At 67.2% G+C, this 20,575-nt stretch carries 15 protein-coding genes and 1 pseudogene; 13 read left to right on the forward strand and 3 right to left on the reverse strand.

The window, feature by feature from the left end:
- Window positions 1-295: 295 nt before the first annotated feature.
- From NA5_RS31980 to proB, 5 genes are all read left to right on the forward strand, one after another.
- Complete coding sequence (locus NA5_RS31980; RefSeq protein ID WP_062992746.1) at window positions 296-3,421, forward strand: translation initiation factor IF-2 N-terminal domain-containing protein; 3,126 nt, start codon at window positions 296-298, stop codon at window positions 3,419-3,421.
- 301 nt (window positions 3,422-3,722) lie between these two features.
- Entirely contained in the window at window positions 3,723-4,034 is a 312-nt protein-coding gene (gene rplU, locus NA5_RS31985) for a 50S ribosomal protein L21 (protein ID WP_040687720.1), read from the forward strand.
- A gap of 40 nt (window positions 4,035-4,074) precedes the next feature.
- Complete coding sequence (rpmA, locus tag NA5_RS31990; RefSeq protein WP_062992747.1) at window positions 4,075-4,341, forward strand: 50S ribosomal protein L27; 267 nt, start codon at window positions 4,075-4,077, stop codon at window positions 4,339-4,341.
- A gap of 119 nt (window positions 4,342-4,460) precedes the next feature.
- Window positions 4,461-5,915 carry a GTPase ObgE gene (gene obgE / locus NA5_RS31995; protein WP_062992748.1) on the forward strand — a complete coding sequence of 485 codons (1,455 nt, stop codon included), beginning with the start codon at window positions 4,461-4,463 and terminating at the stop codon, window positions 5,913-5,915.
- A gap of 156 nt (window positions 5,916-6,071) precedes the next feature.
- Window positions 6,072-7,187: a glutamate 5-kinase gene (proB, locus tag NA5_RS32000; protein WP_174555297.1), complete on the forward strand. Its 1,116-nt coding sequence runs from the start codon at window positions 6,072-6,074 to the stop codon at window positions 7,185-7,187.
- Window positions 7,188-7,315: 128 nt separating this feature from the next.
- Here proB and NA5_RS41480 read toward each other — a convergent pair.
- Window positions 7,316-7,478, reverse strand: a pseudogene (locus tag NA5_RS41480) (type II toxin-antitoxin system VapB family antitoxin).
- 666 nt (window positions 7,479-8,144) lie between these two features.
- Between NA5_RS41480 and NA5_RS40855 the strand changes: the two are divergent.
- Window positions 8,145-8,339: a hypothetical protein gene (locus NA5_RS40855; RefSeq protein WP_157110750.1), complete on the forward strand. Its 195-nt coding sequence runs from the start codon at window positions 8,145-8,147 to the stop codon at window positions 8,337-8,339.
- An 818-nt stretch (window positions 8,340-9,157) separates the two neighbouring features.
- Here NA5_RS40855 and NA5_RS32015 read toward each other — a convergent pair.
- A complete protein-coding gene (locus NA5_RS32015; RefSeq protein ID WP_062992752.1) occupies window positions 9,158-9,532 on the reverse strand; it encodes a hypothetical protein in 375 nt (124 codons plus the stop codon).
- An 86-nt stretch (window positions 9,533-9,618) separates the two neighbouring features.
- Window positions 9,619-10,332, reverse strand: coding sequence for an ESX secretion-associated protein EspG (locus NA5_RS32020; RefSeq protein WP_062992753.1), 714 nt, complete (start codon window positions 10,330-10,332; stop codon window positions 9,619-9,621).
- A gap of 216 nt (window positions 10,333-10,548) precedes the next feature.
- On the opposite strand from NA5_RS32020, the gene NA5_RS32025 reads away from it, so the two are divergent.
- The 7 genes from NA5_RS32025 to NA5_RS32055 are packed head-to-tail and all read left to right on the forward strand — an operon-like array spanning window position 10,549 to window position 20,567.
- On the forward strand, window positions 10,549-13,281 hold the full coding sequence (locus tag NA5_RS32025) for a phosphoenolpyruvate synthase (protein ID WP_062992754.1): 2,733 nt from the start codon (window positions 10,549-10,551) through the stop codon (window positions 13,279-13,281).
- Window positions 13,268-16,666: an AMP-binding protein gene (locus NA5_RS32030; protein WP_062992755.1), complete on the forward strand. Its 3,399-nt coding sequence runs from the start codon at window positions 13,268-13,270 to the stop codon at window positions 16,664-16,666. The genes NA5_RS32025 and NA5_RS32030 overlap by 14 nt, the downstream gene beginning before the upstream one ends.
- Complete coding sequence (locus NA5_RS32035) at window positions 16,663-16,935, forward strand: acyl carrier protein (RefSeq protein ID WP_062992756.1); 273 nt, start codon at window positions 16,663-16,665, stop codon at window positions 16,933-16,935. The genes NA5_RS32030 and NA5_RS32035 overlap by 4 nt, the downstream gene beginning before the upstream one ends.
- The gene (locus NA5_RS32040) at window positions 16,932-18,023 is read left to right on the forward strand and encodes an SDR family oxidoreductase (protein WP_062992757.1); all 1,092 of its coding nucleotides are present in this window, start codon (window positions 16,932-16,934) and stop codon (window positions 18,021-18,023) included. The genes NA5_RS32035 and NA5_RS32040 overlap by 4 nt, the downstream gene beginning before the upstream one ends.
- Window positions 18,020-18,952: a nucleoside-diphosphate kinase gene (locus NA5_RS32045; RefSeq protein WP_062992758.1), complete on the forward strand. Its 933-nt coding sequence runs from the start codon at window positions 18,020-18,022 to the stop codon at window positions 18,950-18,952. The genes NA5_RS32040 and NA5_RS32045 overlap by 4 nt, the downstream gene beginning before the upstream one ends.
- Window positions 18,949-19,935 carry a ScbA/BarX family gamma-butyrolactone biosynthesis protein gene (locus NA5_RS32050; protein ID WP_062992759.1) on the forward strand — a complete coding sequence of 329 codons (987 nt, stop codon included), beginning with the start codon at window positions 18,949-18,951 and terminating at the stop codon, window positions 19,933-19,935. The genes NA5_RS32045 and NA5_RS32050 overlap by 4 nt, the downstream gene beginning before the upstream one ends.
- Entirely contained in the window at window positions 19,935-20,567 is a 633-nt protein-coding gene (locus NA5_RS32055) for a nitroreductase family protein (protein WP_062992760.1), read from the forward strand. The genes NA5_RS32050 and NA5_RS32055 overlap by 1 nt, the downstream gene beginning before the upstream one ends.
- Window positions 20,568-20,575: the final 8 nt, after the last annotated feature.

Raw genomic sequence — 20,575 nt, forward strand, 5'->3', positions numbered from 1 at the left:
CCGGATGACACCGCGGTTCGATGCCGATCATCGCTGCTACGAACAGCTGGCCCGTTGCTGGGGTCGGAGGTTCGCGTCGGCACGCTGGATGAGCGCTCGCGCCGTGGAGTTCAGCCAACAGCCAGGCGCCGCGTGACCAGTTAGCCCGACGACGAACAAAAAAAGGTGTTAACCGGGCATGCGGGGCGAGACCACTTGACCTTGCGCCAACCGCGTGAGGTGAACGGACAGTGCCCCCGCGTCGGCCGCGTCACTCCTGCCAGGAGGGACGCGCCCGGGGACCCGAGGAGACTTCGTGGCCGATCAAGAGCCGCTGACAACAACATCACAGGATGCCGAACAATTGCCGGAGCGAATCCGAGTTCACGCGCTTGCCAAGCGGCTGGGAGTAACCAGCAAACGCATCCTGGCCAAGCTCGCCGAGTTGGGTGCCGACGCACGTAGTGCGCAATCGAATGTCGATCGAGCGGTAGCGGAATCTGTCCGCGATGCGCTCGGCACAGTGGAGTCCGAGGCCGTCGAGCCGGAGGCTCCCGAGGCCGCCGGGCAAGAACCGGTCGCCGCCGAGCCGGTGCCGCCGGAGCCCGAGCCGGGCCCCATCTTCTCCGCGCCGGACCAGCCGATCGACCAGTCCGGATCGCTGCTGCCATCGGCGGAGCAGCCAGCGGCGCATCAGCCGTCGGTGCAGCTGTTCACCCATTCGGTTCCGCAGGAGCCGCATGTCGCGACGCCGGTCGTCTTCGAGGCCCCGGCCTCGGTCGCCGCACCGCTGTTCCTGCCGCCGGACGCAACGGCCGCCGAAGAGGCGCGTCGGCGGCGTCGGGAAGAGCGCGAAAGCCGTCGTGCCGAGCGCGACAGCGCTCGCGCTGCGGAAGCCGCGGTCGAAACCGTCGAGGAAGAGCCCGAGACCACCGAGGACGAGTCGACCGAACAGCAGGGCGAGGCCGATCAGCCGCGTCGCCGTCGGCGTGGCCGCCGCGGTCGGGGCCGGGGCCGGGGCGAGCAGCAGGCCGACGCCGAATCCGATGGTGACGACACCGAAGCCACCGACGAGGACGAGCAAGCCGCCGCCAAGAGCGAGGCCGAAGCCGAGCCCAGCGACGACACCGAGACCGAGGATGACGAATCCGGCGTGCCGGAGGGTTCGAGCCGCCGTCGCCGTCGCCGTCGTCGTCGCAAGGTGGCGGGAGAGGGCGCCGATAGCGAGGGCGTCTCCGAGGACGATCCGCCGAATACCGTCGTGCACGAGCGTGAGCCGCGCAATAAGAGCCGCGGTCGCGCCACCGTCGACGAGGTGCAGGGCATCACCGGCTCCACCCGGCTCGAGGCCAAGCGGCAGCGTCGGCGTGACGGTCGCGAGGCCGGTCGCCGTCGCCCGCCGATCCTGACCGAGTCGGAGTTCCTGGCCCGCCGCGAGGCGGTGGACCGGGTCATGGTGGTGCGCGAGAAGAGTCTTTCGGATCATCCGACCGCGACCCAGGTCGCGGTGCTCGAGGACAACATCCTGGTCGAGCACTTCGTCACCAATACCGGTTCGGCGTCGATGGTCGGCAATGTCTATCTCGGCAAGGTGCAGAATGTGCTGCCCTCGATGGAGGCGGCCTTCGTCGATATCGGCCGCGGCCGCAACGGTGTGCTCTACGCCGGTGAGGTGAACTGGGAGGCCGCCGGTCTCGGCGGTAAGGAGCGCAAGATCGAGCAGGCGCTCAAGCCGGGCGATCAGGTGCTGGTGCAGGTCTCCAAGGATCCGGTCGGGCACAAGGGCGCCCGGCTGACCACCCAGATCAGCCTGGCCGGACGCTTCCTGGTGTACGTGCCGGGCGGTTCGTCCACCGGTATCAGCCGCAAGCTGCCCGATACCGAGCGCAAGCGGCTCAAGGAGATCCTGCGCGATATCGTGCCCGCCGATGCCGGGGTGATCATCCGCACCGCGTCGGAGGGGGTCAGCGAGACCGAACTGGCGCGCGATGTCGAGCGGCTGCAGGCGACCTGGCGCACCATCGAGAAGGCCGCCGAGGTCAAGGACAACGGCGCGCCCAAGACGCTGTACGAAGAGCCGGATCTGTTGGTCAAGGTCATTCGCGACCTGTTCAACGAGGACTTCTCCAAACTGGTCATCGAGGGTGAGCGGTCCTGGAGCACCGTCGAGAACTACATCCGCACGGTCGCGCCGGACATGCTCGCCCGGGTCGCCCGGCACGAGAACAACGGCGTCGATGTCTTCGAGGCCTATCGGATCGATGAGCAGCTCGCCAAGGCGCTCGATCGCAAGGTGTGGCTGCCCTCGGGCGGCACCCTGGTGATCGACCGGACCGAGGCGATGACCGTCATCGACGTCAATACCGGCAAATTCACCGGTGCGGGCGGCAGCAATCTGGAAGAGACGGTCACCAGGAACAATCTGGAGGCGGCCGAGGAGATCGTGCGCCAGATGCGGCTGCGCGATATCGGCGGCATGATCGTCGTCGACTTCATCGACATGGTGCTGGAATCGAACCGGGATCTGGTGCTGCGCAGGCTGACCGAGGCATTGGGCCGCGACCGCACCCGTCACCAGGTATCCGAGGTGACCTCGCTCGGCCTGGTGCAGATGACCCGCAAGAAGCTGGGTACCGGCCTGGTCGAGGCGTTCTCGACGACCTGTGAGCACTGCCATGGTCGCGGCATCCTCGTGCACACCTACCCCGTGGAGCTGACGGGTGCCGAGGACGGTGCTCGCGGCGGCCGGGAGACCGGGTCGCGGCGGCGGCGCGGCCGGGACAAGGGCGCGGCTGCGAGTGCACCCGCCGCTGCCGGCAATGGCACCGCGCACGCTGTCGAAGACGAGGCGGAGATCGCGGTCAAGCGGGCTCATCCGGTGGCGTTGGCGATGGCGGCGCATCAGTCGGAGGAGACGGCGCCCGCGGAGGATGTCGAAGACGTTGCCGATGTCGTCGGGGCGAGCGATGAGGCTGCGGTCGAAGAGATCGTGGTCTCCGACTCCGTTGCGGCGGTCGCCGACGAGGTCGCGGAGGCGGTCGCCGAGGAAGTCGCGGAAGCCGTAACCGAAGAAGCCGTGGCGGCGGAAGGGCTGGCCGAAGAGGCCGTCGAGCCCGCACCCGAAGAGGTCGAGGCCGCGGTTTCGACGTCCGTGGCGGATGAACCCGCCGAGCCCGCGGCAGAGCAGGTCGCGGCGTCGGCCAACGGTGTGTCCGAATCCGCGCCCCGTCCGACCGGCCGCAGACGTCGCGTCGCGCGTTCGGCGGCCGCACCGGCCGCCGACAGCACCGGTGCGGTCTTCGTGCTGCCGACGACGGAACAGGGGACTGCGGGGCCCGTGGTGGACTACACGGCGGACGTGCCGGTCGTGGTGCCCACGCGCAAGCCACGCCGCCGGGCCGTCGGTCGTCCCGCCGGACCGCCGGTGGACGACGCGAACTGATCGCCACGATCCGAAAACCCGGGACCCCCGCCGCATTCCGCGACGGGGGTCCTGCCTTTCGCGGGCACCGGTTTGGTCGGGGTGCTACCCGTCCTGTAATCTTGGACAGTCGCTGCCCCGCGACAGCGCTTACCTGCGCTGTGTTTGTGACTCGGCTCGAAGCCGAGAGCCACCAGGTTGCTGAGGCGGCGATGACTACCAGACCAGAGTGCTGTGGTTTCCAGCCGGAGTCATCCGGGCGGGAGCACGCAGCCGCGCGAGCGCGAGCCGCGCGCATTACAGGAAGAAGGGCAGCCGACCGATGGCAACGTACGCGATCGTCAAGACCGGCGGAAAGCAGTACAAGGTCGCGGTCGGTGACCTGGTGAAGGTCGAGAAGATCGAGGGTGCGCCGGGTTCGTCCGTGGCGCTGGCCCCGGTTCTCGTGGTGAACGGCGCCGAGCTGACCACCGATGCGGACAAGCTGGCCAAGGTTTCGGTGGCCGCCGAGGTCGTCGAGCACACCAAGGGCCCGAAGATCCGCATCCACAAGTTCAAGAACAAGACCGGCTACCACAAGCGTCAGGGTCACCGTCAGCCGCTGACGGTCCTCAAGGTCACCGGCATCAAGTAAGCCTCCGCGCTTTCTCGAATTACTTCACAGGAGTTCAGAAATGGCACATAAGAAGGGTGCATCCAGCTCGCGCAACGGCCGCGACTCGAATGCCCAGCGACTCGGCGTCAAGCGTTTCGGTGGCCAGACCGTTTCGGCGGGCGAGATCCTGGTTCGCCAGCGTGGCACGCACTTCCACCCCGGTGTGCTCGTCGGCCGTGGTGGCGACGACACCCTGTTCGCCCTCGCGGCGGGCAAGGTCGAGTTCGGCACCAAGCGTGGCCGCAAGACCGTCAACATCGTCGTCCAGGAGCCGGTCGAGGCCTGAGCGCCTTAAGCCACTCCGGATACAGCTGAGCGGGTCAGGGTGCATTCCCTGGCCCGCTTTTCGCGTTCTCGAAAGATCGCGTTCCCCCATCTCTGACCACCGAGGAGGATGATTCGGACATGTCCAAATTCATCGACCGTGTCGTATTGCACGTGCGTGCGGGCAAGGGTGGTCACGGCTGCGCCTCCGTGCGCCGCGAGAAGTTCATGCCGCTCGGCGGACCTGACGGCGGCAATGGCGGGCGCGGCGGGGATGTGATCCTCGAGGTCGATCCGAACGTGCATACGCTGCTGGACTTCCATTTCCACCCGCACGCCAAGGCGAGCAACGGCAAGCCGGGCGAGGGCAGCAACCGCGACGGCAAGCAGGGCACCGATCTGGTGCTGAAGGTGCCCGACGGCACCGTGGTGCTGGACGACGATGGCAAGGTGGTCGTCGATCTGGTCGGTTCGGGCAATAAATTCATCGTGGCCCGTGGCGGACGGGGCGGGCTCGGTAATGCCGCGCTGGCCTCCAAGGCGCGCAAGGCGCCCGGTTTCGCGCTGCTCGGTGAGGACGGTGAGGAGGGCGATCTCGTCCTCGAGCTGAAGTCCGTTGCCGATGTGGGCCTCGTCGGGTACCCGTCGGCGGGTAAGTCCTCGCTGGTGTCGGTGCTTTCGGCGGCGAAGCCGAAGATCGCGGACTATCCGTTCACCACACTGGTGCCCAATCTCGGTGTGGTCTCCAGCGGGGACACCACCTTCACCATCGCCGATGTGCCCGGTCTGATTCCCGGTGCGAGCGAGGGGCGTGGGCTCGGGCTGGATTTCCTGCGGCATCTGGAGCGCTGCGCGGTGCTGGCGCATGTCGTGGACTGCGCGACGCTGGAGCCGGGACGCGATCCGGTCTCCGATGTCGATGCGCTCGAGGCCGAACTCGCCGCCTATAAACCGGCTCTGGATGCCGATACCGGACTCGGCGATCTGGCCGATCGGCCGCGCGTGGTGATCCTGAACAAGGTCGATGTGCCCGATGCCGCCGAGTTGGCGGAGATGGTCACGCCCGAATTCACCGCACGTGGCTGGCCGGTCTTCGAGATCTCGGCAGTGAGCCGAGCGGGCCTGCGCCCCTTGACCTTTGCGCTCGCCGAGATGGTCGAGCAGTACCGGATCGCGCATCCGAAGGCCGCGCCGAAGCGTCCGGTGATCCGCCCGATCGCGGTGAACGAGACCGGCTTCAGCGTGATCGCCGATCCCGAGCAGCCGGGCGGCTTCATCGTGCGCGGGCCGCAGCCGGAGCGCTGGGTGCACCAGACCCAGTTCGACAACGACGAAGCCGTCGGCTACCTCGCCGACCGCCTGGCCCGCCTCGGCGTCGAAGAGGAACTGGTGAAGCAGGGCGCCGAGCCCGGCGCGCCGGTCACCATCGGCGATGTCACCTTCGATTGGGAGCCGCAGATCTCCGCGGGCATCGATATGGTGCCCACCGGTCGCGGCACCGATATCCGCCTGGAGCAGAACGACCGGATCAGCGCCGCCGAACGCAAACACGCCTCCCGAGTGCGCCGTGGTCTGGTCAAGGACGACGAGGAATAACGTGGACGCCGCGGGCTTGTGGTGTGCGCCGGGGGCTGGCACGGCGTGTCGGCGAGCGCGGCGGTTCGGTTCGCCTGAGCCGATCGAATCGGTGGGTTGTGTTGCGGTACAGGGAGTTCGGTTGCGATGCAGGTGAGTTCGGGGATGGCCGAGGTGATGTCGCAGTCCGGGCTTAGTGAGGCCAGGACGGCGATCGCTTCGGCGCGCAGTGTGGTGGTGAAGATCGGGTCTTCGGCGCTGACCAGCCTTAAGGGTGGGCTGGATACGACGCGATTGGATCGGCTCGCCGATGCGGTGGAGGCCCGGATGCGGGCCGGGTCCGATGTGGTCGTTGTGTCATCGGGTGCGATCGGCGCCGGTATCGCGCCGCTCGGATTGACAAGTCGCCCAAGGGATCTGGCAACCAAGCAGGCTGCCGCCAGTGTCGGTCAGTTGGCGTTGGCGCATGCCTGGGGCACCTCGTTCGCACGGTTCGGGCGCACGGTCGGGCAGGTGCTGTTGAGCGCCGACGACTTCTCGCGTCGCGAACATCATCGCAATGCCCAGCGCACCCTGGACCGGTTGCGCTCGCTCGGTGCGGTTGCCGTGGTGAACGAAAACGATACCGTCGCAACCGAAGAGATTCGCTTCGGCGATAACGACCGCCTCGCCGCACTGGTCGCGCATCTGGTCGGCGCCGACGCGCTGGTGCTGCTCTCCGATGTCGAGGGCCTCTACGACGGCGACCCGCGCAAGGGCGCCGCCAACTTCATCCCCGAGGTCCGCAGCAGCGCCGATCTCGACGGCGTCATCGCGGGCAGCGGCGGCGCACTCGGCACCGGCGGCATGGCCTCCAAACTGTCCGCGGCTCGGTTGGCCGCGGATGCGGGCGTGCCCGTCCTGCTGGCCGCCGCCACCGAAGCCGATGTCGCGCTCAGCGCGGGCACCGTCGGCACCGCCTTCGCCGCCCGCCCGGTCCGGCTCTCTGCCCGCAAGTTCTGGGTCCGCCACGCCGCCGACAGTCGCGGCGCCATCCTCATCGATGAAGGCGCCGTCCAAGCCGTGGCCCAGCGCCGCCGCTCCCTGCTCGCCGCGGGCATCACCGGCGTCCGCGGCCGCTTCCACGGCGGCGACGTAGTCGACCTCATCGCCCCCGACAACCGCATAGTCGCCCGCGGTGTAGTGGAATACGACAGCACCGAACTCTCCGGCATGCTCGGGCGCTCGACCACCGAACTCCCGGACACCATGCAACGCCCGGTGATCCACGCCGACGACCTGGTCAAGGTTTAGGGATTCCGAGGGCTCTCCGACGATTCGCCACTGGGCGGCAGCGATGGTGCGGGGGACGCCGTTGCAGTGGGGTGCCGCTTACCTTCGATAACGCGTAGGAAGCAGCCGCCCGCAGTTGTCGATGACCATCAGGTCGGCACGCCGTGCTCGTCGCAGCCGATGATCTCGTCCGGGCTGCGCTGATCGATCACCGGCAGGGCTGCGCATCGTCGCCGAATGGTCGCGAGTTCGGCGCGCAGCGGTACCCAACGGGCGCGAGCGGTTTCGCGCGAGCTTTTCGCGCAATGCCATGACGACTGCCTCGGTCAATGTCTCACCGTCAAGGGGTTGGGATGACGCCGGGTTGGTTGGAGGTCGGCGGCGGTTGGGAGGGGCCGGTTTGGTCGGGGATGGGGCCGGTGATGCCGGGTTGGCCGCCGGGGTCGGGGAGAGCAGGGGATGGTTGCGACGGTACGGGGACCGGGGGCGCGGGTGGGGGTGCCTGTTGGGATGGGGGTGCTGGAGCCGGGGACTGGTGCTCCTGCGTTGAGGGCGGGGGTGCTTGTTGGGTTGATGGTTCTGGTGTCGGCGCGGGTTGTGGAGGCGGGGCGGGCTGCGGCTGTGGGGGCGGAGTGGGCTGTGGCGCCTGGGATTCCGGCGTCGGTGGCGCTGGGCTTGGTTGCGGCGCTGGAGATTCCGGAATAGATGGTGCAGGGGCGGGCGCAGGCTGAGGGGATGGAGCCGGGGCGGGCTGTGGTGCCTGGGAATCCGGCGTACCCGGTGTTGGGGCGGGTTGCGGTAGCTGGGACTCCGGGGCTCCAGGGGCTGGCGTTATGGGTGCCGGTGTCGTCGGGTCCGGAGTTTGTTGTGGCGCTGGGGATTCCGGCGTGGCCGGGAGTGGTGCCGGTTCTGGGGTGTTGGGTGCGGGCGCGGGCTGGGGTGCCTGAGAGTCCGGGGTTCCGGGGGCTGGAGTGGTGGGTGCCGGTGTCGTCGGGTCCGGAGTTTGTTGTGGCGCTGGGGATTCCGGCGTGGGCGGAGCGGGTGCTGGCTCGGGCGTGCTGGGTGCCGGAGGTGGTTGTGGTGGCTGGGCGTTCGGAGTTCCCGGGGGCGGAGTGGTGGGTGTTGGTGTTGTCGGGTCCGGAGTTTGTTGTGGTGCTGAGGATTCCGGCGTAGAGGGAGCGGGCGTCGGTTCCGATGTGGTCGGTGCCGGAGTTGGTTGTGGTGCTTCGGACTCCGAGGTAGAAGGTGTGGGTGTCGGCCCTGGTACTTGGGATTCCGGTGTGGACGGCGAGGTTTGGGGGGCCTGCGCGCCGGACCGACTGGGTGCCGATGGTGGCGTGCCGGGTAAAGCGGGGGGTGTGGGGAGGGCGGGGACGGCGGTGCCTGCCATTTGGTAGGCGGGTTTGTAGATCATGTTCATGGCCAGGATGGCTTCTTGGCGCAGCGCCTCTTCCGCCATTTGCGCATTGATCACGTGGGCGGCTTCGAGCAGTCGGGCGATGGTGCCGATCGGGCCCGAATTGCCGGGTGGGACAACGGCGATCTTCACGGCTTCGGCGGCCGCGGCCACCGCGCCGAGGCGGGTGCCGACCTGTCCCATGATCGCGGCGAGTTCATCGACGGAGTCTGCGTAGCTGCGGGCACTCGCGTATGCGGCTTCGGCGGCGGCGCCCTCCCAGGCCATCGAATTCATCACCCGATCCGAGCCAGCCCGGGTCAGCGGAAACGAACTGGCCAGCGTCCCTGCGACTTCCAGCCACGTGACCGATGCGTTGAGGATCTGCGCCGCGTCGATCTGCTGGGTCTTGGCGTAGATCTCCTCATGCTTCATCGACTCGAAATGCTCCATCGAGCTGATGTAATCGGGATCATTACCACTCATCGCAGCGCCTCACTGACGCTCGCTCCCGCCATCCGCACGGCGCACTGTGACCTGATTTGCGCGAGCCCGTCGGGCATCCGACAGCTACCGTGCGCGGAATCACCGCCGCTCATCGTGGTACCCGCGTTTCGATTGCCCGCAGTGCCGCGGCGTTCGCGGCGTCGGCCTCCTCGAATAGTCCGCCGCTGATCAGGAAGGCCTCCTTCATGCGGTAGGCGGCTTCGATGTAGTGGTCGAGCAGGGTGGCGGCGTCGCGGGCTTTGTGCGCGAATCCGGCTTGTAATTGCTGTGCGGAGACGAATCCGCCGAAGCCGTCCAGCTCGCCCGCCGATTCGAGGCGTTGGCGTAGATAGATGAGCCGGTCGGCTTGATTGTCATACATTTCGGCGCAACGTCGCGCCGCGTCCGGGTCGAACTTGACGGTGCCCGCCTGCGCCTGCTGTTTGAAGCGGGCAATATCGGCTCGGCTGCTCTCGATCGTCATGCACCACACCCCCGGGGATCGGTCGGTCCGCCTCAGACTAACCGTTGGCCATGCCTCCGGATGAAATAGTTCCGGTCGGTTACGGCTTATCGGGCCTGCGCGGGAATACGTTTCTGCAGCTGGGCCGCGAGTTGTTCGGCCGAGGCGGGCACGATGTGCACGGTGTCGCCTGCCTTGATCAGATAGCGCCCGTCGCCCTTGACATCGATCCAGGTGTAGTGGATCGGCGGCTGCGGCGAGGGCTGGTCCAGCCGCCCCTCGATGCGGATGTGCCCCTCGGCGGTGTGCGGCTTGAGCAGCAGCCGCCGGATCGACGGCACCGCTCGCTGCGCGACGACCACCGTCTCGTTGTCGCGGATCGCATCGGCGGATGCCGCTCGCGCCGGTTCGTGTCCGGCCGGGACCGCGGGCAGCAACGCCGCGATCCGAGCGCCGAGCTTGGTACTGAGTCCGATCGAAAGTCGCACGCGCCCACCGAAATCCGGTCCGGAGCCGGGTTCCTGGACGGCGAGCACGGCGCGGTCGTAGATCGCACAGGCCAGTAGCCGGATTTCGGTGCCGGGGCTGTGCCCGCCGCCGATCGCCACGATCCTGGTGTGCGGTGCGGCCATGATCCGCAGGCACGCCGATAGGTCCGGATCGCTGCGCGGCGGTAGTCGCTCGTCCAGCTGGGCGCGCAATTTGTCGGCTTCGGTCTCGGTTCGCGGCGTCTCGAGAATGCGCAGCGGATAGGGGTGACGATCCACTTCGGTTTCGCGCCAGATATGGGCGAACTCGTCCGGGGTGAAGGTCCAACCCACGCCGAATCACTCCTTACAACCCACGATCGTCATCGCGAGCTTACTGGTGCCTCGAGGCGTTCGAACCAAGTCTTTGCCAAGCAGTACCCAAGGTTTGCGGGCTAACGTCGACAGCGAATCTCGGATATATCCAGACAACCCCCTCGGTTTGCGCTGCCTTGTGGTGCTGGAGCGCCTGCTCCGGTGCGGTGAACAGGGGGCGATGGGAGAGAAGCTTTGCAGGTACTCGGACCGTGGACCGATTCGGCGGCATTTGCCGCGCTAGGCGGGGGTAAAGCGCGTGGTTTGTACACCTTGCACAATGGTGGCTTCCGTGTCCCGGACTGGGCGGTGCTCGGCACCGACGTCTTCAACCGGTTCCTTATCGAGACCACCACGGACGCCGATTTGGCGACTATCGTGTTGAATGTCACATCGTCGGACAACCTGGATTCGGCGCTGGCCGCCGGTGCGGAACTACGCGCCGCGATCGTCGATGCGCCACTGCCGCAGTCGATCCTCGAGCTGATCGCCGACGCGTACGGCCGTCTCGGCACGGGTGCGATCGCGGTTCGTTCGTCGGCGGTCGTCGAGGACGGTCCCGGCCAGTCCTATGCGGGCCAGTTCGATTCGTTCCTCAATGTGAACGGCATCGACGCGGTCGCGGCGCGGGTGCGCGACTGCTGGGCCTCGGCCTTCTCGGAGCGGTCCATCCGCTACGCCTTCGCACACGGTCAGCGGCGCGCCGACACCATAGCTGTTGTCCTGCAACGTCTTATCGACGCACGTGCCAGCGGGGTGATGTTCACCGCGAACCCGATCAGTGGTGCCGCAGACGAATTGGTCGTCAGTGCGGTGTACGGACTCGGCGAGGGACTGGTGTCGGGTGCGGTGGACGCCGATTCGGTCGTGGTCGACAAATCCTCCGGCACCGTGCTGGAAACGACTGTGGGAGACAAGGATCGCAGCTATGCGCCCGCGGGCGAACAGGGCTGCGCGGTGCTGGAGGTCGAGCCGCAGCGCCGCGAGAGCGCCGTGCTCACCGATGCCGAACTGGCCGAATTGGTGGAGTGGGGACGCAAGCTGGAGTCCGATTTCGGTGCGCCACAGGACATCGAGTGGGCCATCGATGCCGACGGTCTCTGGTTCCTGCAGTCGCGACCGATCACCACGGCGGTCACCGACGGCGCGGCCCGCGGCGCGGTACTGCGCGGCGCCGGTGAGGTGCTCACCGACGGTGAGGAGCGAATCTGGGACAACTCCAACATCATCGAGAGTTTCAGCGGTATCACCTCCCCGCTGACCTATACGACCGCCGCCGATATCTACGGCCGCGTGTACCACGGTTACGCGAAATCGCTGCGGGTGCCCGACCCGCAACTGCGTCAGACCGATCGCTGGACTCCGGTGCTACTCGGCTACTTTCACGGCCGGGTCTACTACAACCTGCTGCACTGGTACCGGATGGTGGGCATCGCACCCGGGTACCCGTTGAACCGGAAGGTATTGGAGGCCGCGCTCGGCGTCGATGAACCACTGCCCGACGAGATCGCGAAAACCTTGCGCCCGTTCACCTTCCGCACGCCGCTGGCCCGGCTGCGGTCGCGTGGGATCACCACGGTGACCTATGTCCGACGGCTGTTCGGCATCGACGAGATGGTCGAGCGCTTCATGACCGACTTCTACCGCGTCTACGACGAATACGACGCACTCGACTACTCGACGCTCACCGGCGAACAGGCCTACGCGGCCTATCGCAAGGTCGACCGGGATCTGGTCGAGCGCTGGGGTCCGCTGATGGTCCTGGACGCGATCCTGTTGACCTGCACCGGTCTGATGTATCTGCTGACCAAACTGCTGTTGCCGAAGGCGCCGGAGTGGTTCCTGTATGCCGTCGTCGGCCCCGGCGCTGATGTCGAATCCGCCGAACCGGCACGCGCCATGACCGAGCTCGCTCAGTTCGTTCGCCGTGATCCCGAGCTGGCGTCGTTGATCAATTCGACCGCGCCGGAACAGATTTACCACGCCATCGGTGACCGCACCGAATTCCTCGGCCGGATCGAGGAGTACATCGATCGCTACGGCTATCGCAGTCTCGACGAGCTCAAGCTGGAAACCCCGGACCTGCGCGAGGATCCCGCGAGCCTGTTCATCATGCTGCGCAGCGCGATCGGCCGGGTCGGCGAGGCGGCACAGCACAGCCGCGGTGCGGAGGCCGACGAATACCTCGACGCTAATCTGCGCGGCTTCCGGCGGCGAATCTATGAACGCCTGCGCGGCAAGGTGAATCGGTGCGCCGCGCATCGGGAGCGGCTGCGGTTCTGCCGCACCAGGGCCTTCGGCATGGTCAAGCGAATGATCCGGGTCATGGGCCGAGATCTGGTCGCGCGCGACGTCATCGACGAATTCGACGATGTCTTCGCCCTGACCGTCCAAGAGCTGCGCGGCTGCTACGAGGGCGCCGATACCGACGGCCTGCGTGACCTGGTCGCCGCACGGAAAGCCCAGCGCGCCAGGGACGCCGAGTTGGTCGCCCCCGCCCGTTTCGTCACCTCGGGGCCGACCTTCGGGCGCGCGGAACTCGCACGTCAGGGCTGGGTACCGGTCACCGACACCCCGGCCGCGACCGTCGGCACCGTGCTACCCGGCACGCCGTCGGCATCCGGGATCGTCGAGGGCACCGCGGTGGTCGTCGACGAGCCACGCGACGTGGCGGGCGGCATTCTGGTGGCATACCGCACCGATCCCGGTTGGGTGGCCGCGCTGCCCTCGGCATCGGCGCTGGTGATCGAGCGCGGCAGTCCCCTCACCCATGTCGCGATCGTGGCGCGGGAGTTGGGAGTGCCGACGGTGGTCCAAGTCAAGGACCTGACCAAAAAGATACGTTCTGGTATGGGAATACGGGTCGACGGCACGAACGGTACCGTGACTGTGCTGTCGGGAGGAGATCTGCGCGATGAAGCCGGATAAAGACGTTGGCGCAGTGCGTAATTGGCTGGCCGACCCGGCGCGCGACGCCGGGATCCACCTCGCCGACGAGGCCGACGGCTGGGAATACCGCAGCTACCACGAACTCGCCGAGCTGGCCTGGTCGATCGCGGCACGCATGCGCGAAAACGGAATGGGCAGCGGCGACGGCGCCTGTGTGATCATGCCGACCGGATTTCCCTGTGCCGCAGCGTTTTACGCGGTATGGGCCTGTGGTGGAGTCTTCACCCCGGTGGCGCCGCCGATGTTCGGCGACCTCGACCAGATCATCGCTCATATCGCGGCCATCCTGGAGCAGGCGCGGCCGCGATTGGTGGTGACCTCGACCGAGTTCGAGCAGTTTGTGCGCCAAGCCGCCGTGGCGGCGGGACGCGCCGATGAGCCGCTGGTGATCGACGCCGCGAATCTGGGTCCCGCGCCGGTGGAACGCGAATTCGGCGAGCCCGACGAATGCGCGCTGCTGCAATTCACCTCCGGATCCACCGGAACGCCGCGCGGCGTGCGGGTCAGCTGGCACAACCTGGCCAACAACATCGCGATGATCTCGTCGCTGATCGACTGGCGGCACGGCGAGACCATGGTCTCCTGGCTGCCGCTCTATCACGATATGGGCCTGGTCGGCGCATTCCTCACCACCGTGACCAATCAGGGCGACTTGTATCTGATGCGCCCGGATCAGTTCGTCCGCGATCCGGTGCGCTGGCTGCGGGCCATGTCGCACGCACAGCACACGCCTTCGCCGTCCTTCGCGCTCGGCTATGTGGCCCATCGTGTCGCGCCGGAGGAGATCGCGGATCTGGATCTGTCGGGCTGGCGCACGCTGGCCGTCGGTTCCGAACCCGTCGAGGTGGCCGATCTCCAGTCCTTCGCGGGACTCGCTGGCAGACAAGGCTTTTCGACCGAGGCATACACCCTCGCCTACGGTCTGGCCGAGGCAACGCTGATGGTGACCTCTTCGGCGCGCAACCGGCCCATCACCGCGCTGCGCCTGGACAATCCGAATCTGCGCTTCGGCCAACCGATTACGATTCTGGCCGAGGAATCGCTCGACGATACCCACCGGGTCGATGGGTCCGGGTGGATCACCGGACTCGGCTACTCGACGCCCGAATCGACCGTGCGGGTGGTCGACGAAGACGGCCGGGAGCTGCCGGACGACACCCTCGGTGAGATGATCGTGGTCGGAGATTCGGTCGCGCTGGGTTACTCCGGCGAACCCAGCACCGGTTCGTCGACGCGGATCGTCGAGCGAGTGCTGTTCACCGGCGATGCCGGATTCCTGCACAACGGTGAGGTTTTCGTACTCGGCCGGATGGGTTCGAGCCTCAAGGTCCGTGGCCGGTCGGTGTTCATGGAGGACATCGAATCCCGGGTGGCCCAGGAAACCGGCATCACCAAGGGTAAGCTCGCCGCCGTCGCGATCACCGAAGCCGGTGCCCAGGGCGTCGCGCTGTTCGCCGAATCGGCGCCGGGCGAGTGGATTGCCGAGGCGCGCAAGATCATTCGCGGCGAACTCGGGCCCGCGCAGACGGTGACCATTGTGACCGGCCCGCGCGGCATCATCCGCCGCACCTCGAGCGGTAAACCCCGGCGTCGGCATATGTGGCGGTTGTTCGCGGACGGTGCGTTGGCGGGCGCGGTGGTGCACGAGGTCGATGGCGCCATCGGATCGGAAGCGCGGACCGACCGCCCGGCCGCCGACGATGTGCCCGAGCCTGCCCTGCCTGCCGAACGAGTACGTCAGTTGCTCGATCGCGCATTGGAAAGCGTTGCCGTGCCGCGCGATTCGACCGTGTTGTTCGAGGGCTCGCTGGCGGAGGGCTTCGGCAATGCCGGATCCGATATCGATTTCCTGGTTGTCGTACCCGGTGACGAGGAGTTGCCGACACTGCCGACGGTGCTGTTCATCGATGGTCGGCGCGTCGAGGTGCGAACCAGGTCCGAGGCACAGCTGCGCAATCAGTTGGAGCTGGCGGCGAGTGGTTCGGACCAGATCGACGAGGATCTGCTCAATCGGTGTCAGCGATTTCTGCGCGCGACCGTGGTCAGGCCGGGGGCGCCGAAGGTCGCGGAATTGCGTGCGCTGCTGCCGCATTCGCGGTTCACCGCGTTGGTGGCCGACTGGTGGACCCGGCGCGCGACGCAGGCGCTGCGATACGCGGTCGCGCTGCGGGCCCTGCACGCCGAGGTCGAGTCCGCCGATTGGGCACGCGACGGTCTGCTCCAGGCAATGAAGGGCTGGGCGGCCCGCAAGGGCGAAAGCTACCTGGAAACCAAGTGGCTGCCGCACCAACTCGACCGCATCGGAACCGACGCGCTCATCGATCGCTACCACGACCTCACCGAGTCGACCGCACTCGCGTGGGACCAGGTTTGGCAGCTGGCGGCGGCGCTCGGCGTCCCGGAGATCGCCGATGATCCGCACCAGATCCTGTTCGCCCGCCGGTCAGCGGTCACCACCTGGACTATCGGCGGACGCATCCACGTCATCCGCGACGACCGCGATGTCTTCGCACTCTCCGACAGCGCGGCCCGTGCCTGGCGTTCGGTGGTGTTCCGGCATTCGCTGCGCGATGTCCTCGGCCGCGCCGACCATGACATCGCCGCGGATCTGCTCGAATTCCTCGGCCTCGGTCTGGTCGGATTGCAATGGCGCGGAGGCGAACTCATCGAACCCGCGCTGGCCATGTGCAAGCCGGTCAAGCCGTACACCCCGGTGCCCTTCGCGGCCGCGCCCGCCCTCGGCCTGACCGGTGCCACCCGCGACGATGCGATCGCGACGCTGTCACCGCTGCCCGCAATCAGATTCACCGAATGCGCGCTGAATCTGGTATGGTCGAATGTCGTCCTGGAGAACGCCAGGGAAGACCTTGCGGGTGCGGTCAAGAACTCCCAGGGTGCGGTCGCCGATATCGCCGCTCACCGGCTCATCGCCATGTCGATCCGTGTCCTGTTGTCCGCCTTCGGGATTCACCCGCTGCCCGCCGATGTCGCGCCCACACAAACCTTGCGTCGGCTGTTGCCCAACCATGCCCCACGTCGTGACGATCTGCTGACGCAGCTGGAATCCGCGCGGCGGGTCCGCTTCTCGGAGATAATCGGAACGGGCGGAGATACTCTCGCGGGTCTCGCGGTGCTGGACGATTTCGTCACACTGGTCCGATGGGTCGCGGCGGGGGCGGAGACGACAACGGGATTCCCGGCCTCCTTCGATTCGCGTGAGCAGTGGCGGCGCACGCTGGCGATCGGTTACGACTGGCTGCGCATCGCCGGGTATCTGAATACCGACCTGCCCCTGGACGAGGCCCGCGACCTGCTGACTTCCGGTGGCCAACAACCGCATCTGCGGGAAGGAGAGTCGTCATGACGGCGGTGGCTGGCACTACGACTGCCGACAAGGTGCGCCGGATCGTCCTGGCCATGGCGCCGGAACCGCCCGCCGAATTGTCCGACGAGCACCGTCTCGTCGAGGATCTCGGCTTCGATTCACTGCGTCTGATGGAACTCACCGTGGTCCTGGAGCGCGCGTTCGACCTGCCGCGCTACCGCCCGGAGGAGCTGGTGGGTGTGCGCCGGGTGGACGCGGTGATCGCCCTGGTGTCCGGCAGTCTGGCGACCGGCGAGGTGCCGCGGTGAACTCCGGCGATACCGTGCTGGTGACCGGTGCGGCCGGACTGGTCGGCGCCGAGGTCGTGGCCAGGCTCGCGGCCGCGAGTCGGCCGGTTGCCGCTGTGCTGCACAGTAATTCGACCATTGTGCGCAATGACGGCACGCTGATCGAGGCGGGTACCGCCGTCGCGGGAGACGTGCGGCTGCCCGGATTGGGTCTCTCGGCGCGCGATACCGAGGATCTGGCCGAGCGGGTCGGTGTCATCGTGCACTGCGCGGCCACCACGGCATTCGATGCGTCGGCGGCCGACTACGAGGAATTCAATGTGGTCGGCACCGCGAATGCCATCGCGCAAGCACTCGAGTGGGAGGTGCCGCTGGTGCATGTCAGCACCGCATATGTGTGCGGTATGCGCGGCGGCACCATCGCCGAGGACGAACTCGATGCCGATCAAACCTTCGGAAATGGCTACGAGGACAGCAAGTTTCGCGCCGAAAAGCTGGTGCGGGCGGCCGGGGAGCGGGGCCTGTCGTGGGCGGTCGTGCGCCCCGGCATCGTGACCGGAGCCAGCGACACCGGCACGATCCGGGAGTACAAGAACCTCTACACCGTGGTGAAACTCATGGTCGAGGGCAAGTTGCGGGCACTGCCCGGCCGCTACGACGCGACGCTCTCGCTCGCGCCGGTCGACCATGTCGCCGATGTAATCGCCGCGGCCGTACTGGATTTCGATTCCGCGCGGAATCGCACGTTGCACGCGCTCGGCCGCGACACCCTTTCGCTGCGCGAGGTCTCCGATGTGCTCGCCGAATATCCGTCCTTCGAGGTCGCCACCTTCGTGCCGGAGGCGACCTTCGCCGAGGACGATCTCGAGCCGATCGAGCGCGAGTACTACCGCCGCATCGGTTCGCTCTACACCAGCTATTTCCGGCGGCGGCTGGTATTCGACACCGCCCACGCCGATGTGCTGCTCGGCAAGCCGTCACCGCCGAGCGGCAAGGAGTACCTGCGGGTACTGCTGGACTACTGCCTGGAATCGGGCTATCTGGGCATGCCGCTGCCCTCGATAGCGGACATCCTGGCCAGCAACGACTTCGACGGAGCCGCCCCATGAGTGCGATAACGCCGGAGTCGCTGCGGGAACTGCTGAGCGCGCTGACGCCATCACCGCAGAAGGTCGATGCCTACGTCGCCGACACCTATGTCCAGGAATCGGTGGACCAACTCGACCGTCTCGGCGTCGATGCGGCGAAATTCGCCAGGGAGCATTCGCTACTGCTGCTCAAGCCGGACGCGATCGTCGCGCGTTCGGTCGAACCGACACTGAACTGGTTGGCCGACAACTGCTTTCGGGTCGTCGGCGCGTTCCGTATCCCGGTGGACCGGCATCTGGCCCGCGCACTGTGGTACTTCGCATGGAATATCGCCTCAACCGAACGCCGCCGCCTGGCCGATCTGCTGGTCGGCATCTCGGATGTGCTCGTGCTCGTTGTGCACGGACCCGACGGTGAACTGCCCGTACCGGTGCGGCTCACCGAGGCGAAGGGCGCGACCGATCCACGCAAGCGCCGCCCCGGTGAGCTGCGGTATCTGCTCGGCCGCCACAATTACCTGTTGAACCTGGTGCATTCGCCCGACGATCCCGCCGACGTACTGCGGGAACTCGCCATCTACCTGGACGAATGGCGGCGGGCGGCGGTGATCGCACAGGCCTGCACCGGTGCGGACCGCACGGCGGACGCGGTCGCGATCGCCGCAGAACTCTATGCGCGCACACCCGCGCGCAGCTTCGATCGGGCGGACGCGCTCGACCGGGTGCTACACGATTCGGCACGGGGCGGTAGGACGGCCCCACCCGGCTTCGATCCGGCCTCGGATGCGGACTGCGCGCAGTTGCTGTATCTGGCCTGGGCCGAGGGCCGAGAGCTCGATCCGTGGTCGGCGATCGTACTCGGGTCCTATGTACTTCCCATGCGGAACGGCACCGCGTCGCAGACGTTGCGGCCGGTGTCCGCCGAACAATGGTTGGAGGGTCGAACGTGACCACTGAAGCGGCCGCCGTACAGACGGCAAGCCATACCCGCACCATCTCCCGGGAACTCGCACACCGATGCGCGGTTTCCGAGGTGTTCGTCACCTCATTGGACGCCTTGGGCGAGCACACCTTCGTCGCCGGAGCTCAACTACCCAGGATGCACGCGTATTACGGCGATCACGCCGGATCACTCGCGGTGCGCCACGATCCACTTGTCGTGATGGAGGCGGCCCGGCAGGCCGCCATCGCATTGACGCACAAGTTCTACGGAGTGCCGAACGAAATGGCCTTCGTGGTGCGCACTTTCAACGGCACCGGATCCGACACCGCCGCATGGGAGGTGCGCACCGCGCCCGCCGATCTGGTGATGCACGTGCGCGTTCCGCAGCGGCACCAGCGCGCTGGCGTGCTGCAGGGCCTGGATATGGTGCTCGAGATCGAATCCGACGGCGAGCCGATGCTGACGGTGGACGGCTCCTTCTCCTGGGTGACCGCACGGCAGTGGTCGGCGCTGCGCAGCGGATTTCGGGACAGCCTGGGGCTCGGCCCTTTTCGCGGCGCCTCGGCACTCACCGAACGCGCCGCACCCGCCGCGGTGGGCCGGGAGAACTGGCGCAATGTGGTGATCGGCCCGCCGGTGCGCGACGGCGCGATCGCACGGGCCCGGCTCGTACCCGATCTCGGCCATCCCTTTCTGTTCGATCACCAGCTCGACCATGTGCCCGGCAGTCTGCTCATCGAGGCCTGCCGTCAGACCGCACTGTCGATGGTCGTGCGCGATCTGCCCCAACTCGAATGTGTGGCAAGTACTTTCGACCGATTCGTCGAGCTGGACCTACCCGCCGAATGCACTGCGGAGATCACCGACGAAGGAGCGGGCAATACCGTCATCCACTGCGAGATCCACCAGGCCGATGCTGTCGCCGCCCAGATCGACCTCGAATTCGCCGAGGACGCTCTGGTTTCCGAGGCCGATACCGAAGGAGTCTGATGGGCGAGGAGTTCTCGGGCATCGACCTGCTGACCACCACCCGCGCCTTCCGGCGCCGCCTCGACCTGACCCGTCCGGTCGCGCGACAGGATCTGCTGGACTGTCTGGATATCGCGGTGCACGCGCCCAGCGGCACCAACCGTCAGCCGTGGCGCTTCCTGATCGTCGAGGATCCGGCGACCAAACAGCAGATCGCCGAGTACTACCGAAAGGGTTTCGCCGCGTACCTTTCCGCGCGCACACCTCGGCCGGATCAACTCGGTGACCTGGCCTCCGGTCAGCACCTCGCGGCGCATCTGCACGAGGTGCCCGCGCTGGTCATCGTGTGCTCGCTCGGTCGCCCGCCCGCGAACGCGTCCCCGCTGCTGCTCGCCAGCTTCTACGGCTCGATCTATCCGGCGGTCTGGAACTTCATGCTCGCGCTGCACGAACGTGGGCTCGGCTCCACGATGACCACCGCGCACCTGGCCTATGAGCGCGATATCGCCGACCTGCTCGGGATTCCGTTCGAGCAGGTCACTCAGGTCGCCATGCTGCCGGTCGCGCGGCTGCTGCCCGGCACTCGGGGGCCGGGCCTTCGGCGCACGCCTGCCGCGGAGGTGACCATGTGGGATCGGTGGACCGAGGCATGAGTGAGCGA

This window comes from Nocardia anaemiae NBRC 100462, assembly GCF_001612725.1.
In the GTDB taxonomy this organism is placed as follows: domain Bacteria; phylum Actinomycetota; class Actinomycetes; order Mycobacteriales; family Mycobacteriaceae; genus Nocardia; species Nocardia anaemiae.

What these genes read in the sequence shown, in the direction of transcription:
- rplU (WP_040687720.1), top strand. Translation starts at nt 3,723, where the DNA reads ATGGCAACGTACGCGATCGTCAAGACCGGCGGAAAGCAGTACAAGGTC.
- NA5_RS32035 (WP_062992756.1), top strand. Translation starts at nt 16,663, where the DNA reads ATGACGGCGGTGGCTGGCACTACGACTGCCGACAAGGTGCGCCGGATC.
- NA5_RS32045 (WP_062992758.1), top strand. Translation starts at nt 18,020, where the DNA reads ATGAGTGCGATAACGCCGGAGTCGCTGCGGGAACTGCTGAGCGCGCTG.
- obgE (WP_062992748.1), top strand. Translation starts at nt 4,461, where the DNA reads ATGTCCAAATTCATCGACCGTGTCGTATTGCACGTGCGTGCGGGCAAG.
- rpmA (WP_062992747.1), top strand. Translation starts at nt 4,075, where the DNA reads ATGGCACATAAGAAGGGTGCATCCAGCTCGCGCAACGGCCGCGACTCG.
- NA5_RS32055 (WP_062992760.1), top strand. Translation starts at nt 19,935, where the DNA reads ATGGGCGAGGAGTTCTCGGGCATCGACCTGCTGACCACCACCCGCGCC.
- NA5_RS32015 (WP_062992752.1), bottom strand. Translation starts at nt 9,532, where the DNA reads ATGACGATCGAGAGCAGCCGAGCCGATATTGCCCGCTTCAAACAGCAG.
- proB (WP_174555297.1), top strand. Translation starts at nt 6,072, where the DNA reads ATGTCGCAGTCCGGGCTTAGTGAGGCCAGGACGGCGATCGCTTCGGCG.
- NA5_RS32030 (WP_062992755.1), top strand. Translation starts at nt 13,268, where the DNA reads ATGAAGCCGGATAAAGACGTTGGCGCAGTGCGTAATTGGCTGGCCGAC.